This is a genomic window from Kitasatospora sp. NPDC028055 (assembly GCF_040637885.1).
Lineage (GTDB): Bacteria > Actinomycetota > Actinomycetes > Streptomycetales > Streptomycetaceae > Kitasatospora.
On record NZ_JBEZXE010000007.1, the window covers coordinates 1 to 15,099 of the forward strand.

A 15,099-nucleotide genomic window follows, 5' to 3' on the forward strand; every position below is an offset into this window, starting at 1 on the left:
GCCGGCCGCGGGGGGGCCCGCGCGCGCCACGCCCCCCCGCCTGCCCCTGCCCGTGCCCCCCCCGGCGGCCCCCCCGGCGGGCTGCCCCCCCCCGCCCCCTCGGGCATTCCCGGGCGTCCCGCCTGGTGGGAGGGGTACCGGGACGGCATAGGCTCGTGGCATCGCCTGCCCCGGGAGGGAACCCGCTCATGAGTACTCCGCCGTTCCTGGACCTGCCCCGCTGCGCCCGGGCGCAGCGCGTGCCGACCGCGCGCGGGGAGTTCGCGGCGCTGCGGGCGGAGCCGGACGGCCCGGTGCGCGGCTCGGCGCTGCTGGTGCCGGGGTTCACCGGCAGCAAGGAGGACTTCATCGCGCTGCTCGCGCCGCTCGCGGCCGCCGGGTACCGGGTGACGGCCGTGGACCAGCGGGGGCAGTACGAGACCGGCGGGCCGGACGACGAGGCGGCGTACGAGGTGAGCGCGCTGGGCGCCGACGTCCGGGCGCTGACCGAGGTGCTGGCCGCGGAGGACGGGCCGGTGCACCTGCTGGGGCACTCCTTCGGCGGCCAGGTGGTCCGTGAGGCGGTGCTCGCGGCGGCCGAGGAGGGCCCCCTGCCGTGGCGTTCGCTGACCCTGATGGCCACCGGGCCGGGCGCGATCGACCCGGCCGAGGCGGCCCGGACCAGGATGCTGCTGGACGTCCTGCCGGTCATGGGCCTGGAGGAGATCTGGCAGGTCATGCGGCAGATGGACGAGAGCAGCGGGAGCCCGAAGCCGGCGTTGGCGCCGGGGGTCGCGGAGTTCCTGCACCGCCGCTGGGTGGCCAATGTGCCGCGGTCGCTGGCGGTCACCGGCGCGCACCTGGTGGCCGCGCCGGACCGGGTGGACGAGCTGGCCGCGGTGACGGCCGGGACGCTGCCGGTGCTGGTGGTGTCCGGGGAGCAGGACTACGCCTGGCCGGTGCCGGAGCAGGGCGCGATGGCGCGGCGGCTGGGCGCCCGCCGGGTGGTCGTCGCGGGCGCGGCCCACTCCCCCAACGCCGAGCGGCCGGCCGCCACGGCCGAGGCGCTGGCCGCGTTCTGGGCCTGAGCCCGGCCTCCGACCGCCCCCTCCCCCGGCGTGGTCTGTACCACTTCCGGGGGTTCGACCGCTCTCGGCACAGGACAAAAGTCGTTAGTTACGGTAATCTTTGATTCTGTCCGGGAATCATCGGCGACCCCCACCGGGGTGCCTTTCAGCCGAAACCCGGACGTTACGGACGGGCAATGGCCCGGTAGCACCGCCACGACACCGTGGTGCACGAGGGACTGGACGCACCAGGCAAGCCCAGGGGGAGCCCTTGCCGCAGCAGACCGCCACACGTACCACCCGCGTGGTCCGGCCGCAGCGCCGGATCCGCAGGACCCCGAAAGGGCTGATACCGACTCAGCCGCAACCGCCCCGCACCGCGGGGCCCGGAAAGGAGACGCCCATGACCAAGCCCATGCGCTTCGAGATCCTCCGCCTGGACGACGCCAACGGCTCCGCGACCGACCGCGTGATCGCCGACGCCGAGACCGTCCGCGAGCTCGTCCAGGACGCCGCCCGCACCGGCGAGCGCCTGCTCATCCGCCCGTGCCCGACCGTCTGACCCGGCGCGGCGCCTCCGACCGGGAGGCCCCACCCGCCGCCGACGAGCCGGGAGCGTCCGATCCGGACGTACCGATACCCGACTGACGCCCCGTCACCGCGATCGCCGTTGACGGGGCGTCAGTGTGTCCGGCCCCGAACCGGCCCCCACCCGGCTCCGACCCCGCCCCGACCCGGCTTCAGCCCGACCCCGGCCCGGCCCCGACCCCGCCCCGGCCCCGGAACGTTTGCCTCCGCCCGCCACGGGACATCCCCCAACGGGAACCGCCCGCGCCGCACCCACCCGCGCCGGCCGGGCGTCCAGCACCGACAGGGTGCCGCCGAGCCGTCCGTACGGGTGATCGTCCTTGACGCGGCGGTCCGGAGGGAGGAGCGTTGTCGGCTATGAGGGGCGAGCCAAGCTGTCCGAGGTGCGCCGGTCGGGTCCGCGCCCCCGGTCTTTTTTCGGACACCTGGCAGTGCGACCGGCACGGAGCCGTGCACCCGATGCAACCCGTACTACCCCCGAGCGTGGAAGCCCTGGGCGTCGCCGTCGTCCGTTCCCAGGTCCCCGTCTGGCTGCCCTGGCCGCTCCCGGTCGGCTGGCTCTACACCGGCATCGCCCACGTCGGCGACGACATCTCGGGCGCCCGGGCCACCGCCGTCGCCTGCTCCGGGCCCGCCCCTCTCGGCGGCTTCGGCGAACTGGTGCTGGTCGCCGAGGAACTGGGCGTCGGGCTCGGCGCCCGCTACGCCGGACTGCCCGGCCCCGACCCGGGTGACTCGGTCGGCCTCTACAAGCCCGCCGACGCCAAGCTGATGGCCGCCGGGCGGCCCACCCCGATGTTCCACGTCCCGGACGCCCCGGCCGACCGTGCGGTGTTCGTCGGCGAGGCCCGCGGGCTCTGGCTCTGGGCGATCGCCTGGCCCGAGCAGTCCGCGCTGGTGATGTACGACGAACTGGTGCTCACCGACCTGCGCGAGGCCGGCGCCGAACTGGACCTGCTGCCCTGCGGGGCGCTCTCCCCCCGGCTGCTGGGCTGACGGCGGGCCGCACGGCCTATCCTGGGCGGCACCCACCAGCCTGAGGAGTTCTGCCCCGTGCGCATCGACCTGCACGCCCACAGCACCGCGTCCGACGGCACCGACAGCCCGGCCGAGCTGGTCGCGGCGGCGGTCGCGGCCGGCCTCGACGTGGTCGCGCTCACCGACCACGACACCGTCGCCGGGCACGCCGGAGCCGCCGCCGCGTTGCACGCGCTGCCGGACGGCACCCGGCTGACCGTCGTCCCCGGCGCCGAACTGTCCTGCGTCGTGGACGGCGTCAGCATGCACCTGCTGGCGTACCTGTTCGACCCCGAGGAGCCGGAGTTCGCGGCCGAGCGCGAGCTGGTGCGCACCGACCGGTTCCGGCGCGGCCGGGCGGTCGTCGAGCGCTGCCGGGAGCTCGGCGCGGACATCAGCTGGGAGCAGGTGCGGCGGATCGCCGGGACCGGTTCGGTCGGGCGGCCGCACATCGCCAGCGCGCTGGTCGAGGCGGGCGTGGTGGCCACCGTCTCGGACGCCTTCACCCCGCAGTGGCTGGCCAACGGCGGCCGGGCGGACGTCCGCAAGCACGAGACCGACCCGGTGCGGGCCGTCCGGCTGGTCCGGGCGGCCGGCGGGGTGCCGGTTTTCGCCCACCCTGGCGCGGTCAAGCGCGGCCGGACCGTCCCCGACCGGGTGATCGCCGAGCTCGCGGCCGCCGGACTGGCCGGGCTGGAGGTCGACCACACCGACCACGACGAGGAGACCAGGCAGCGGCTGCGCGGCCTGGCCGGCGACCTCGGCCTGCTGGTCACCGGCTCCAGCGACTACCACGGCAGCCGCAAGACCGTCCGGCTCGGCGAGCACACCACCGACCCCGGGGTGTACGAGGCGCTGCTGGCCCAGGCCACCGGGGCGAAGCCGATCGAGCGCTGACGGCGGGCGGGGCCGCGCTCCGGCGCACCGGGGCGCGGTGCGGCGGGCGGGCCCGCCCGTACGCCCTCCCCGCTGGGAACCGACGCCGGGGCCCGGTCCCGACCGGGGGTCAGTCGAGCCTGACGCCGCGCCGCCCCGGGTCGCGCAGGTCGGTGCCCTGGTCCAGCCAGCGCTCCTGGAGCGCGGCCGCGCCGTGCACCCGCTTCCAGCCCGCCTCGTTGGGCGTCATCGGCAGCAGCGGCAGGAAGCGCACCGGCTCGGCGGGCTCGGCCAGTTCCAGGTCCTCGACCAGCCCGCCCGGCTCGGCGGCCAGCACCGAGGTGAACGGAGCGCCCTCCCAGAGCGGGGCGCCGAGGTCCAGCGAGCCGCCCGGGGCCACCACCAGGCCCTCGACCTGCGGCGTCGCGGCGAAGGTGGCGAGGCTGCGCAGCACGCCGTCGCGCCCGCCGCGTACGGTCAGCACCAGTTCGACGCGCGGTCCGCGCAGCTGGTCGGCGACCGGCTGGGTCGGGTCGGCCATCGGGGCGGCCGACATCCCGAGCGTCGCGTAGCGGACCAGGCCGTCGGTGTCCGGCCCGAAGCGCAGCACCTCGATCCGGTCGGTGCCGAGGAAGGTGACGGCGGCGCGGCCGCTCGGCTCGCCGAAGGTGGAGATCAGCCGGGCCTCGACGGCCGCCAGCACCGCCTCCCGGGTGAGTTCCGGGGAGCTGCCGCCGTGGGGGTCGCCGAAGGACAGGAAGTCGTGCGCCATGCCGGTGAGCGTAACCCGGGCCGCCCCGGCGTCCGCGCGGGGGCGTACGGGCGAAGGCCCGGGAAACCCCGGGGCACCGATGCCCGGTCAGATGTTAGGGTGAGCGACTGGCCACCGGGATCGCAGGTTCCGGGGCGGCGAGCGAAGGAGGTGGTTGCGGTGGATACCGGCCGACCATGCAGTACCGGCAGCTCTGCCCGGCCCCGACTTCCCCGTGACCCCCGCCCCGCAGGCCTCAGCGGCTGACCGAGCCCCAGTGGCCCGGGCGCGGGTCGTCGGCGGACGGACCGGCCGGGAGAGCACCCCTCGTCCCCTTCACCGGTGTTCCTCGCCGTCGCACCACGGCCCTTCCGCGTCCCTACCGCGCCACCGTGCGACGGCTCCTGCCCCAGGGAGCCTGTCATGTCGATGATCAACAGCCTGCGCGCCGCCGTCCGCACCAACCGCCGACGGGGCCCCGTCGGGGCGTACGACGCCGTGCCCGAGGGCGTCGGCTCGGCGGTCGTGGACTGCGCGGTCTACCAGCACGGCCGGCGCAACGGTGAGACCTGCAGCCCCCGCGAGGCCGCCCGCCGGGTCAAGGCCGCGCACCAACTCCCGGACACCGCCGGGTCGTTCAGCTGGATCGGGCTGCACGAGCCGACCGAGGCCGAGTTCGAGGGCATCGCCCAGCGCTTCGGTCTGCACCCGCTCGCGGTGGAGGACGCGGTGCACGCCCACCAGCGGCCGAAGGTGGAGCGCTACGACGACGTGCTGTTCGCCGTCTTCAAGACCATCCGCTACGTCGAGCACGACCAACTGACGCCCACCAGCGAGGTGGTGGAGACCGGCGAGCTGATGGTCTTCGCCGGCCGGGACTTCGTGATCACCGTCCGGCACGGCGGCCACGGCTCACTGCAGGAGCTGCGGCACCGGCTGGAGGCGGACGCGGACGAGGCCGGGCTGCTCGCCAAGGGCCCGGCCGCGGTGCTGCACGCGATCGCCGACCACGTGGTGGACAACTACCTGCTGGTCGCCGAACGGCTGCAGAACGACGTGGACGAGATCGAGTACGGCGTCTTCTCGGCCAAGGGCGCGCGCACCGCGGACGTCGGCCGGGTGTACCAACTCAAGCGCGAGGTGCTGGAGTTCAAGCGCGCGGTGGCACCGCTGCTGCGCCCGATGCAGCAGCTGTCGGAGCCGCAGCAGGGCCTGGTCGACCCGGACATCCAGAAGTACTTCCGGGACGTCGCCGACCACCTGGCCCGGGTCACCGAGCAGGTGCACGGCTTCGACGAACTGCTGAACTCGCTGCTCCAGGCCAACCTGGCGCAGGTGTCGGTGGCGCAGAACGAGGACATGCGCAAGATCACCGCCTGGGCGGCGATCTTCGCGGTGCCCACCATGATCACCGGCGTCTACGGCATGAACTTCGACTACATGCCCGAACTGCACCACGCCTACGGCTATCCGATGGTGCTCACCGCGATCACGCTGATCTGCATCGGGATGTACCGGGGCTTCCGCCGCAACGGCTGGCTGTAGCGCCCGCCCCCGCCCGCGCCCGCCCCGGGGTCACGCCCCGCGGGGGCCGGGGCCCGCAGGGCGGGACCCCGCGGGGCGTCAGCGCCGTCCGCCGCGGGCGACCAGGACCAGGCCGAGCAGGATCAGCACCACCGCCGGGTACGCCGCCACCGGGGGCCACTGGCCGAGCCAGAGCGCGGCGATCAGGGCCGCGCCCGGGGTCTCCAGCAGGATCGCGGTGGAGGTGATCGACGGGCCGAGGGTGCGCACCACCCGGTTGCTCAGCGAGTGCCCGAGCAGCTGCGCGGTGACCATCAGCAGCACGATCTGCCACCAGGCCCCGGCCGACCAGCCGGACAGCCGGGTGCCGGTGGCCAGGCAGAGCACCAGCAGGCCGACCGCCGTGGTCGCGTAGCAGACCAGCGTGTACGCGGTGGTGCTGACCGTCCTGCGGACCTCCGCGCCCAGCAGCATGTACCCGGCCGCGGCCAGGCCCGCGGCGAGCGCGAGGGCGTCGCCGAGCAGGGCGCGCGGGGACATCGAGAGGTCGACGCCGGTCAGCACCAGCACCCCGGCGAAGGCGACGACCGTCCCGAGCCAGACCATCCTCGGCGCCCGGACGCCGAACAGCCGCATCAGCAGGATCGTCCACAGCGGGGTGGTGGTGACCAGCGCGGTCGCGGAGGCCACCGAGGTCATCCGCAGGCTGGGCATCCAGAGCGCGAAGTGCACCGCGAGCAGCGCCCCGGCGGCGACCGCGAGCAGCAGCGCCCGTCGGCCGATCCCGCGCAGCTCGGCGCGGTGGCGCAGCAGCGCGTACGGGCCCAGGGCGCCGACCGACATGACGTTGCGCCAGAAGGCGATGGCCAGCGCGGGCGCGGCGGTGGCGGAGATCAGCGGGCCGGAGAGGGAGATGCCGCCGATCGAGACGGCGAGCAGCAGCAGGTCGACGGTGGGGAGCGGGTGCGCGGGCCGCTGGCCGGCGGCGGTGGTGGCAGGGGCGGGGGCGGTCGCGGGCCGGGCGGCGGGCACGGCGCTCCTTCGCTGGTCGCGGGGGTGTGGCGCTCATACGGTAAGGCCCGTGGGGCGTCAATGGAACTGTCGCCCGGAGGCTGAGACGTCCGGCCCGGCGGGCGCGGGCGGCGAACCCGTACGCTGTCGCCATGGACCGCAACTCCGCCGCCCCCGTCGCCGACGACTTCCTCGACCAGGCCCTGCTGGAGGAGGCCGCGAAGAAGTCCGGACTGCTCTGGGTGCGCGCGGACGGCGAGGCGCAGGCCCGCCCGCTCTGGCACGCCTGGCACGACGGCGCCGTGGTGGTGGTCGGCGGGGGCGGCGAGCAGCCCCTGCACGGCCTGACCGCGGGCGGCCGCGCCGTGATCACCGTGCGCAGCAAGGACAAGGGCGGCCGACTGACCGGCTGGGCCGCCGAGGTGGTCGAGCTGGCGCCGGACGGCGAGGCCTGGCTGGCCGCCGTCGAGGAGCTCAAGGGCAAGCGGCTGAACGCGCCCGACACGGACACCATCGCCGAGCGCTGGGCCCGCGAGTGCCGGGTGCTGCGGCTGCGGCCGGTAGGGGCGCTGACCGAGCGTCCGGGCGCCATGCCGGACGGCTCGCTCGCCGCCGAGCCGATGCCCACCCCGGCCACCACCCGCCGCCCGATCCCCGCCGGGCTGCCCAAACTGCTGTTCAAGCGCCGCTAAAGGTTCATGCCGAGGACTCCTGGGCCCGCTACCGTGCCTCACCGGGCCGGGTGCAGGCGGCACAGGTAGCCTGGGCCGGACGTGCGCCCCGGTGCGCACCGTACGGCGTCGAGCAGGTCGGACCGCCCGGGCAGGGTCGAGGGAGTCGAGGGAGTTCATGGCAGGGCCAGGAAGCCGGGTCTTCATCTCCCACCTCTCCGCCGTCGCGGTGTTCGACCCGAACGGCGACCAGGTCGGGCGGGTCCGCGACGTGGTGGTCTCGCTGCGCCTCGGCGGCCGCCCTCCGCTGGTGCTCGGCCTGGTGGTCGAGGTCGTCGCCCGGCGCCGGATCTTCCTGCCGATGACCAGGGTGACCAGCCTGGAGTCCGGCCAGGTGCTCACCACCGGCGTGATCAACCTGCGCCGCTTCGAGCAGCGCCCGTCCGAGACCCTGGTGCTGGCCGAGCTGCTGGACCGCACCGTCACCTGGTCCAAGACCGGTGAGGACGTCACCGTGCTGGACGTCGGCATGGTGCAGACCCGGCTGCGCGAGTGGGAGGTCACCAAGGTCTTCGTCCAGGTCGGCCGGGCCACCCGGCTGCGCAAGGGCAAGGGCGAGCGGCTCACCCTGGACTGGCAGGACGTCACCGGCTTCGCGCTGCCCGAACAGGACCAGGGCGCGGCGAACCTGCTCGCCACCTTCGAGCAGCTGCGCCCGGCCGACCTCGCCAGCGTGATGCACCACCTGTCGGCCAAGCGCCGCGCCGAGGTGGCCGCCGCGCTGCCGGACGAGCGGCTCGCGGACGTCCTGGAGGAGCTGCCCGAGGACGACCAGGTCGAGATCATCGGCAAGCTCAAGGAGGAGCGGGCGGCCGACGTCCTGGAGGCGATGGACCCGGACGACGCCGCCGACCTGCTCTCCGAGCTGCCCGGCGAGGAGGCCGAGCGGCTGCTCGGCCTGATGGAGCCGGAGGAGGCCGAGCCGGTCCGCCGGCTGCTCTCCTACGAGGAGGACACCGCCGGCGGTCTGATGACCACCGAGCCGATCGTCCTGGAGCCGGACGCGACGGTCGCCGAGGCGCTGGCCCGGATCCGGATCCGCGACCACAAGCCCGCGCTGGCCGCCCAGGTGTACGTCTGCCGGCCGCCGAACGAGACCCCGACCGGCAAGTACCTGGGCGCGGTGCACTTCCAGCGGCTGCTGCGCGAGCCCCCGTACGTGCTGGTCGGCTCGCTGGTGGACGACGACCTGGACGCGCTGCCGCCGGACACCCCGCTGTCGCTGGTCACCAGCTACCTGGCGACGTACAACCTGGTGGCCGCGCCGGTGGTGGACGAGGCCGACCACCTGCTCGGCGCGGTGACCGTCGACGACGTGCTCGACCACCTGCTGCCCGAGGACTGGCGCGACGCCGCGCTGCACGCCGGGGACGACGACAGAGACGAGGTGCACGGTGGACGGTGACCGCAACGGCCGGCGGGGCGAGTCCGCCCGCCGGCGCCTGCAGGGCGAACTGCGGGAGCTTCGCCAGCTGCGCGAACTGCGCACCCGCGAGGGCGGCGGCCGGGAGCGCCTGGAGACCTCCCCCATCACCGGCTCCAACCGCGTCCGGCTCGACCAGCCCCGCACCGCGCGGCCCGGCCTGCTGACCCTGCCGTCCTACGACCCCGAGGCCTTCGGCGTGCTGTCGGAGCGGATCGCCCGCTTCCTCGGCACCGGGCGGTTCATCGTCTGGATGACGGTGGTGATCATCGTCTGGGTGCTGTGGAACACCATGCTGCCGCCGGCCGCGCGCTTCGACGAGTACCCGTTCATCTTCCTGACCCTGGTGCTGTCGCTCCAGGCCTCCTACGCGGCGCCGCTGATCCTGCTGGCGCAGAACCGCCAGGACAACCGGGACCGCGTCAACATGGAGCAGGACCGGGCCCGCAGCGACCGCAACATCGCCGACACCGAGTACCTGGCCCGCGAGGTCGCGGCGCTGCGGCACGGGCTCGGCGAGGTGGCCACCCGCGCCTTCATCACCTCCGAACTGGGCAGCATCCGCTCCGAACTCCACGCGCTGCTCAAGGAGATCGACGAACGGCGGGGCGCCCCCGAGTCGTTGTGACCGGCGGCACGCCACCGGCCGGTCGAGCGGTTCGCCCGGAGCCGTACCATCAAGGCATGGCCAACGAGACAGAGGTCGCGGCCGGCGTCACGGAGGACTCCGTACGCCAGGCGCTGGCGACCGTCAACGACCCGGAGATCAACCGCCCGATCACCGAGATCGGCATGGTGAAATCGGTCGGGATCGCCGAGGACGGCGCGGTGCGCGTCGCGGTCTACCTGACCGTCTCCGGCTGTCCGATGCGCGACACCATCGTCACCCGGGTCCGCGACGCGGTCGGCCGGGTGCCCGGTGTGACCGGCGTCGAGGTCGAGCTCGACGTGATGAGCGACGAGCAGCGCAAGGAGCTCTCCCAGCTGCTGCGCGGCGGTGCCCCCGAGCGGGAGATCCCGTTCGCCAAGCCGGGCACGCTGACCCGGGTCTACGCCGTCGCCTCCGGCAAGGGCGGCGTCGGCAAGTCCTCGGTGACCGTCAACCTGGCCGCCGCGATGGCCGCGGACGGCTTGAAGGTCGCCGTCGTGGACGCCGACATCTACGGCCACAGCGTGCCGCGCATGCTGGGCGTCGAGGGCCGGCCCACCCAGGTCCAGGACATGATCATGCCGCCGCAGGCGAACGGCGTGAAGGTCATCTCGATCGGCATGTTCACCCCGGGCAACGCCCCGGTGGTCTGGCGCGGCCCGATGCTGCACCGCGCGCTGCAGCAGTTCCTGGCCGACGTCTACTGGGGTGACCTGGACGTGCTGCTGCTGGACCTGCCGCCCGGCACCGGCGACATCGCGATCTCGGTGGCGCAGCTCGTCCCCAACGCGGAGATCCTGATCGTCACCACCCCGCAGATGGCCGCCGCCGAGGTGGCCGAGCGGGCCGGCACCATCGCGGTGCAGACCCACCAGAAGATCGTCGGCGTGATCGAGAACATGTCCGGCATGCCGTGCCCGCACTGCGACGAGATGATCGACGTCTTCGGCACCGGCGGCGGCCAGACCGTCGCCGACGCGCTGAGCCGCACCGTCGGCGCCACCGTCCCGGTGCTCGGCTCGATCCCGATCGACGTCCGGCTGCGCGAGGGCGGCGACGACGGCCGCCCGGTCGTGCTCGCCGCCCCCGACTCCCCGGCCGGCGCCGCCCTGCGCGCCGTGGCCGGCAAGCTCGGCGGCCGCCAGCGCGGCCTGTCCGGCATGTCGCTGGGGCTGACGCCCAAGAACAAGTTCTGACGTTCCGCGCGGGCGTACGCGGCGGGGCCGGACGGATCACCGTCCGGCCCCGCTGCGTGTCCGCGGCGCCGCGCGGCTACGGCCGGGCGTAGCCGCCCAGGTCGGGGACGGTGGCGAAGCCGACGCCGTAGGCGCTGACGCCCCGGCCGAAGGCGCCGAGCAGCACGCCGGGGGCCTCGCCGGCCAGCACCCAGCCGTACTCGGACTCCCGGTAGCGGAAGGGCTGCGGCAGCCCGTTGACCGGCAGGCTCAGGGTCGACCAGCCGGGCCCGGCCAGGTCGTCGGCGAGGTCCCACGCCAGGTTGCTCTGCTGGTCCAGCCAGTCCTGGCGCAGCGCCCGGTCCAGCTGGCCGGGCCAGGTCGCGGCGAGCAGGCCGGAGCCGGCCAGCCAGGCCGCGGACGAGGCGGAAGTCGCCTCCAGCGTGCCGGTGTTGTCGGCGCTGCGGCGGCTGTCCCGGCGGGCCACGGTGACCACCACGGCGAACTTCCGCACGTCGCGCGGCTCGTACTGCTTGGCCGGCTCGTCGCCGTGGCCGAGGGTGCCGTAGTCGACGCCGCCGGCCGTCCCGCCGCGGGGGCCGCCGGCGCCCGCCTGCATCAGGAAGCGGCGGCCGGTCCAGCCCTCGTCCAGGCCGTACCAGGGGAAGTCGGCGGACAGGTAGGGCACCAGCGGGTCCGCCGGGCCGGCCTGCCCGCCGACCACCGGGCCGCCGGCCGTGACCGTCGCCCCTCCCGCCTGACTCGTCGCGTCCATCCCCGGGCCTCCTCAAACGCACGTGTGCCTGCCGTGGCGCGCTCCCATGGTGGCGCACCTCGGCGTTCCCGGGGGCCGTTCCTGGTCCGCGCGGGCGCGGATGTGACGGACGGCTCAACGGGAACAATCAGCACAATAGCGGCGCGCACGCCGGGGCCCCGCTCAGCCGGGCGGGCCGGCCGGAATTGTCGGGCGCGCCCCGGGCCGCGGGCGGCCGGCCCGGATCAGGTGGCGTCGGGGTCGAACGGGGGCCGCTCGCCGGGCTGCAGCGGGGCGCCGGCCGAGGCGGGCGCCGCGGCCTTCTCGAAACTCACGCTGCCCGTCCGGCCGTTCACCGGCCCGGCCGGCCTGTCGTCCAGGACGGAGCGGATGTCGAGCGACTCCTTCATGTCCTTGAGGCCCAGCGGGTCCTGCTGGTCGCCCATGAGCTGCTTGCGGACGAAGGTCTTGGGGTTGAGGTCCTCGAACTCGAAGTCCTTGAAGTCGGGCCCCAGCTCGCTGCGGATGTCCTCCTTCGCGGTGTCGGCGAAGGAACGGATCTTCCGGATGAAGCCCATGGTGTCCTGGATCAGCTTCGGCAGCTTGTCCGGGCCGAAGACGACGATCGCCAGTACCGCCAGGGTCAGCAGCTTCAGCCCGCCTACATCGGTGAACACCTGGGCTCCCTAGCTCATCGGACGACGGTTCCTACAGGGTAATGGCCACCGGCGAGTCCCTGGTCCACGGCGGGATGAAGCCGTGGTAAAGACCAGCCGGTGGCCGGGGGCGCGGCGACGATCAGCTAGCGGATCTGCTGGCGCAGGGCGGCGACGTTGCCCGGGTAGCGCTCCGGGGAGGAGGTCGGCTGCGCCGGGCGGGTGGCGGCCACCGGGCGGCCCGGGAAGTCCACCGGGACCTGCGCGTTCATCGGGACGTAGCCGCCCCGGCCGCTGGTGCCGCCCACCGGGCTGACCGTGGTGCCGTGCTGCTCCTCGCCCTGGGTCAGTCCGCCGACGCCGACGCCGCCGAGCGTCACCGCGGCGACCGAGAAGGCGCCGGCGGCGGCGAACACCAGGCGGCGGCCGCGGGCCGGGGAGGGCCGCAGGGCGGCCGCTGCGGGCTGCGGGCGGGCGGCGGTCCGGTCGGGCCGGGCGACGGCCTCCGGGCGGCCGGTGCGCCGGCCGATGAGCGGTCGCAGCACCGAGCCGCGGCCGAAGGCGCGCGGGTCGACCCCGGGCACCGGGGTGTCGGCACCGAGCGCGCCCGCGCCGAAGGAGGCCCCGGCGCCGCGGCCGAAGGAGCCGCCGGTCAGCCGGCTGCCGCCGAGCGTCCCGGTGGCGTTCAGGCCGCCACCGGGGAGGTCGTCGTCGTCCCGGCCGCGGGGCCGGCCGGCGTCCGCCGGGGCGTCCTCGGGGAGGCTGCCGACGGCCATCAGCCGGGCCATCAGCGCGGAGGAGGGGCCGGGGGTGTCGGTGCGGGTCAGCAGGTGCTTGACCGACCGGCCCTCGTCGGCCTCGGCCTTGCACTGCGGGCAGGTGGCCAGGTGGGCCAGGACCCGCTCGCGGGAGTCGTGGCCGAGTTCGCCGTCCAGGAAGGCGGACAGCCGGTCGCCCAGGTGGTGTTCCTCGGCCGCGGGTTCGGCGGGCCGTACGGGCAGCGCGCGCAGCGCCGTGTCGGCGGGCAGCGGGACGGCGGGCAGCAGCGGGTCCCCGAGGTCGGCACCCACCGGATCCGCAGCGGCACGGCGGCCCGGCAGGGCCCAGCTCCGCCGGGTCGAGGACCGTTCGGACGCATCCGAACGGTCCGGACCGGACCAGCCGGTTCCGCTCACGATCGCCTCCGTCCGCGCCCGCCCGGCGCCGTCGCCACCTCGGCAGCGACGCCGACCGGCACCGGCTCCTCCGAGCCGCCGCGGCGCTCGCGGCCCGGGGCCGAGCCAGGGGCGCGGTGCTTGAGGGCGGCGCGCAGGTGGGAGCGGCCGCGGTGGATGCGGCTGCGGACGGTGCCGAGCTTGACGCCCAGGGTGGCGGCGATCTCCTCGTAGGACAGGCCCTCGATGTCGCAGAGCACCACGGCGGCGCGGAACTCCGGGGCGAGGGTGTCCAGGGCCTGCTGCACGTCGGCGTCGAAGTGGGTGTCGCTGAAGTGCTGGGCCGGGCTGGGCTCGCGGGAGGCGAGCCGCTCGGCCGCGTCCTCGCCGAGCGCGTCGAAGCGGATGCGCTGGCGGCGGCGGACCATGTCCAGGAACAGGTTGGTGGTGATCCGGTGCAGCCAGCCCTCGAAGGTGCCGGGGGTGTAGGTCGACAACGAACGGAACACCCGGACGAAGACCTCCTGGGTGAGGTCCTCGGCGTCGTGCTGGTTGCCCGTCAGCCGGTACGCGAGGCGGTAGACGCGGGCGCTGTGCGCCTCGACGATCTCCTCCCACGTGGGCGGAGTCCAGCTCTGCGCGTCGGGACCCTCGGCGAAGGTCGCGAGGACAGGGGCCTCGGCGGTACCGGCGGCCGGCGTGGCGGCGGCGGGCTGGTCCAGGTCGGAGTGCGCAGGCTGGTTCATCACGGGCTTCGGCGTACGGGCCGACGCGGTGCCGCGGGAGTGCCGCCGCACAGGGACGTCGCCCTCGGCCACACCTCCTCGGTCGGCTCTTCTGCCCAGCAGGGCCACCACCATATCCACCTCACCCGTCAAGCCCGGATAAAAGTGCCCGGGAGGTCTTGCGCACCCGGTCGTCAGTGACAACGGCCCGCCGCCGTACGCGGTTCCCGCCCGGCCAGTAATCTGTGGCAGGAAATATCGACATCCTCCGGCACCGGGCCGCCACCCGGGGCTCCGAAAGAGGCAGCCATCAGCGAGTTCGGGCCCGCGCGCGCGGCCCTCGCCGACACCTACGTGGGCGAGGACGCGGTGCTGACCTACGCCCGGGCCCAGTCCGCGCGGACCGGCATACGGGCCATCGGACCGAGCGGCGGGGCCTGCCTGCGGCTGCTGGCCGCCGCCCTGGACGCCAAGGCGGTGGCCGAGATCGGCACCGGCACCGGCGTCTCCGGCGTCTACCTGCTGCGCGGGATGCGGCCGGACGGCGTGCTCACCACGGTCGACTCGGAGCCGGTGCGCCAGCAGCTGGCCCGCGAGGCCTACCAGGCGGCCGGGTTCGCGGCCAACCGCTCGCGGTTCATACCGGGCCGGGCCCTGGAGGTGCTGCCCCGGCTCGCCGACGGCCAGTACGACCTGGTGTTCTGCGACGGGGACCCGGCCGAGTCGCGGGAGTACCTGCTGGAGTCGCTGCGGCTGCTGCGGCCGGGCGGGATGGTCTGCTTCGAGGGGGTCTTCCAGGAGGGCCGGCTCGCCGAGCCCGAGCTCCAGGACCCGCAGACCGGCGCGGTGCGCGACCTGGTGCGGGACGTGCGGGAGAGCGACGCCCTGCTGCCCGCGCTGCTGCCGGTCTCGGACGGGCTGCTCTGCGCCGTGAAGCGCTAGGAAGCCCCGGGACCGCCGGGGACGCCGGAACCGCCCCCGGGGGAACGCCCCCGGAGAACACACGGGCCCGGGCCGAC

The 15,099-nt window shown here is 75.0% G+C and carries 16 protein-coding genes; 10 read left to right on the forward strand and 6 right to left on the reverse strand.

Translation table 11 applies throughout. From position 1 onward, the window contains the following. The first annotated feature begins 188 nt into the window (after nucleotides 1–188). The 4 genes from AB0F71_RS10830 to AB0F71_RS10845 all read left to right on the forward strand — a co-directional run bounded on the left by AB0F71_RS10830 (nucleotide 189) and on the right by AB0F71_RS10845 (nucleotide 3,548). Nucleotides 189–1,067, forward strand: a complete 879-nt coding sequence (locus AB0F71_RS10830; protein ID WP_360230838.1) for an alpha/beta fold hydrolase — start codon at nucleotides 189–191, stop codon at nucleotides 1,065–1,067. A gap of 382 nt (nucleotides 1,068–1,449) precedes the next feature. Continuing rightward, nucleotides 1,450–1,608 (forward strand): hypothetical protein, encoded by a 159-nt coding sequence (locus tag AB0F71_RS10835; RefSeq protein ID WP_188305309.1) that lies wholly within the window; start codon nucleotides 1,450–1,452, stop codon nucleotides 1,606–1,608. Nucleotides 1,609–1,991: 383 nt separating this feature from the next. Continuing rightward, entirely contained in the window at nucleotides 1,992–2,630 is a 639-nt protein-coding gene (locus tag AB0F71_RS10840; RefSeq protein ID WP_360230840.1) for a DUF6758 family protein, read from the forward strand. Nucleotides 2,631–2,687: 57 nt separating this feature from the next. After that, complete coding sequence (locus AB0F71_RS10845) at nucleotides 2,688–3,548, forward strand: PHP domain-containing protein (RefSeq protein WP_360230842.1); 861 nt, start codon at nucleotides 2,688–2,690, stop codon at nucleotides 3,546–3,548. A 109-nt stretch (nucleotides 3,549–3,657) separates the two neighbouring features. Here the strand turns inward: AB0F71_RS10845 and AB0F71_RS10850 are convergent, their stop codons facing one another. Continuing rightward, nucleotides 3,658–4,299: a suppressor of fused domain protein gene (locus AB0F71_RS10850; protein ID WP_360230844.1), complete on the reverse strand. Its 642-nt coding sequence runs from the start codon at nucleotides 4,297–4,299 to the stop codon at nucleotides 3,658–3,660. 402 nt (nucleotides 4,300–4,701) lie between these two features. Between AB0F71_RS10850 and corA the strand changes: the two genes are divergently transcribed. Further along, nucleotides 4,702–5,823, forward strand: a complete 1,122-nt coding sequence (gene corA / locus AB0F71_RS10855; protein ID WP_360230846.1) for a magnesium/cobalt transporter CorA — start codon at nucleotides 4,702–4,704, stop codon at nucleotides 5,821–5,823. A gap of 78 nt (nucleotides 5,824–5,901) precedes the next feature. Here the strand turns inward: corA and AB0F71_RS10860 are convergent, their stop codons facing one another. Continuing rightward, nucleotides 5,902–6,834: a DMT family transporter gene (locus AB0F71_RS10860; RefSeq protein WP_360230848.1), complete on the reverse strand. Its 933-nt coding sequence runs from the start codon at nucleotides 6,832–6,834 to the stop codon at nucleotides 5,902–5,904. A gap of 131 nt (nucleotides 6,835–6,965) precedes the next feature. On the opposite strand from AB0F71_RS10860, the gene AB0F71_RS10865 reads away from it, so the two are divergent. The 4 genes from AB0F71_RS10865 to AB0F71_RS10880 all read left to right on the forward strand — a co-directional run bounded on the left by AB0F71_RS10865 (nucleotide 6,966) and on the right by AB0F71_RS10880 (nucleotide 10,812). Beyond that, nucleotides 6,966–7,505 (forward strand): hypothetical protein, encoded by a 540-nt coding sequence (locus tag AB0F71_RS10865; protein WP_360230850.1) that lies wholly within the window; start codon nucleotides 6,966–6,968, stop codon nucleotides 7,503–7,505. Between the two features lie 157 nt (nucleotides 7,506–7,662). Further along, nucleotides 7,663–8,949 carry a CBS domain-containing protein gene (locus AB0F71_RS10870; RefSeq protein ID WP_360230852.1) on the forward strand — a complete coding sequence of 429 codons (1,287 nt, stop codon included), beginning with the start codon at nucleotides 7,663–7,665 and terminating at the stop codon, nucleotides 8,947–8,949. A gap of 109 nt (nucleotides 8,950–9,058) precedes the next feature. Beyond that, the gene (locus AB0F71_RS10875; protein ID WP_360231283.1) at nucleotides 9,059–9,595 is read left to right on the forward strand and encodes a DUF1003 domain-containing protein; all 537 of its coding nucleotides are present in this window, start codon (nucleotides 9,059–9,061) and stop codon (nucleotides 9,593–9,595) included. A gap of 56 nt (nucleotides 9,596–9,651) precedes the next feature. Next, entirely contained in the window at nucleotides 9,652–10,812 is a 1,161-nt protein-coding gene (locus tag AB0F71_RS10880) for an Mrp/NBP35 family ATP-binding protein (protein WP_360230854.1), read from the forward strand. Between the two features lie 76 nt (nucleotides 10,813–10,888). Here AB0F71_RS10880 and AB0F71_RS10885 read toward each other — a convergent pair whose 3' ends face one another. From AB0F71_RS10885 to sigE, 4 genes are all read right to left on the reverse strand, one after another. Continuing rightward, complete coding sequence (locus tag AB0F71_RS10885; protein WP_360230856.1) at nucleotides 10,889–11,566, reverse strand: hypothetical protein; 678 nt, start codon at nucleotides 11,564–11,566, stop codon at nucleotides 10,889–10,891. 224 nt (nucleotides 11,567–11,790) lie between these two features. Next, entirely contained in the window at nucleotides 11,791–12,222 is a 432-nt protein-coding gene (locus tag AB0F71_RS10890) for a sec-independent translocase (protein ID WP_360230858.1), read from the reverse strand. 125 nt (nucleotides 12,223–12,347) lie between these two features. Then, entirely contained in the window at nucleotides 12,348–13,271 is a 924-nt protein-coding gene (locus AB0F71_RS10895) for a zf-HC2 domain-containing protein (RefSeq protein ID WP_360230860.1), read from the reverse strand. Between the two features lie 101 nt (nucleotides 13,272–13,372). After that, nucleotides 13,373–14,215, reverse strand: coding sequence for an RNA polymerase sigma factor SigE (gene sigE / locus AB0F71_RS10900; protein ID WP_360231286.1), 843 nt, complete (start codon nucleotides 14,213–14,215; stop codon nucleotides 13,373–13,375). A gap of 174 nt (nucleotides 14,216–14,389) precedes the next feature. Between sigE and AB0F71_RS10905 the strand changes: the two genes are divergently transcribed. Continuing rightward, complete coding sequence (locus AB0F71_RS10905; RefSeq protein ID WP_030287423.1) at nucleotides 14,390–15,022, forward strand: class I SAM-dependent methyltransferase; 633 nt, start codon at nucleotides 14,390–14,392, stop codon at nucleotides 15,020–15,022. Nucleotides 15,023–15,099: the final 77 nt, after the last annotated feature.

Coding starts and splice junctions, on each gene's coding strand:
- AB0F71_RS10880 (WP_360230854.1), top strand. CDS start 9,652: ATGGCCAACGAGACAGAGGTCGCGGCCGGCGTCACGGAGGACTCCGTA.
- corA (WP_360230846.1), top strand. CDS start 4,702: ATGTCGATGATCAACAGCCTGCGCGCCGCCGTCCGCACCAACCGCCGA.
- AB0F71_RS10830 (WP_360230838.1), top strand. CDS start 189: ATGAGTACTCCGCCGTTCCTGGACCTGCCCCGCTGCGCCCGGGCGCAG.
- AB0F71_RS10835 (WP_188305309.1), top strand. CDS start 1,450: ATGACCAAGCCCATGCGCTTCGAGATCCTCCGCCTGGACGACGCCAAC.
- AB0F71_RS10865 (WP_360230850.1), top strand. CDS start 6,966: ATGGACCGCAACTCCGCCGCCCCCGTCGCCGACGACTTCCTCGACCAG.
- sigE (WP_360231286.1), bottom strand. CDS start 14,215: ATGGTGGTGGCCCTGCTGGGCAGAAGAGCCGACCGAGGAGGTGTGGCC.
- AB0F71_RS10850 (WP_360230844.1), bottom strand. CDS start 4,299: ATGGCGCACGACTTCCTGTCCTTCGGCGACCCCCACGGCGGCAGCTCC.
- AB0F71_RS10885 (WP_360230856.1), bottom strand. CDS start 11,566: ATGGACGCGACGAGTCAGGCGGGAGGGGCGACGGTCACGGCCGGCGGC.
- AB0F71_RS10840 (WP_360230840.1), top strand. CDS start 1,992: ATGAGGGGCGAGCCAAGCTGTCCGAGGTGCGCCGGTCGGGTCCGCGCC.
- AB0F71_RS10870 (WP_360230852.1), top strand. CDS start 7,663: ATGGCAGGGCCAGGAAGCCGGGTCTTCATCTCCCACCTCTCCGCCGTC.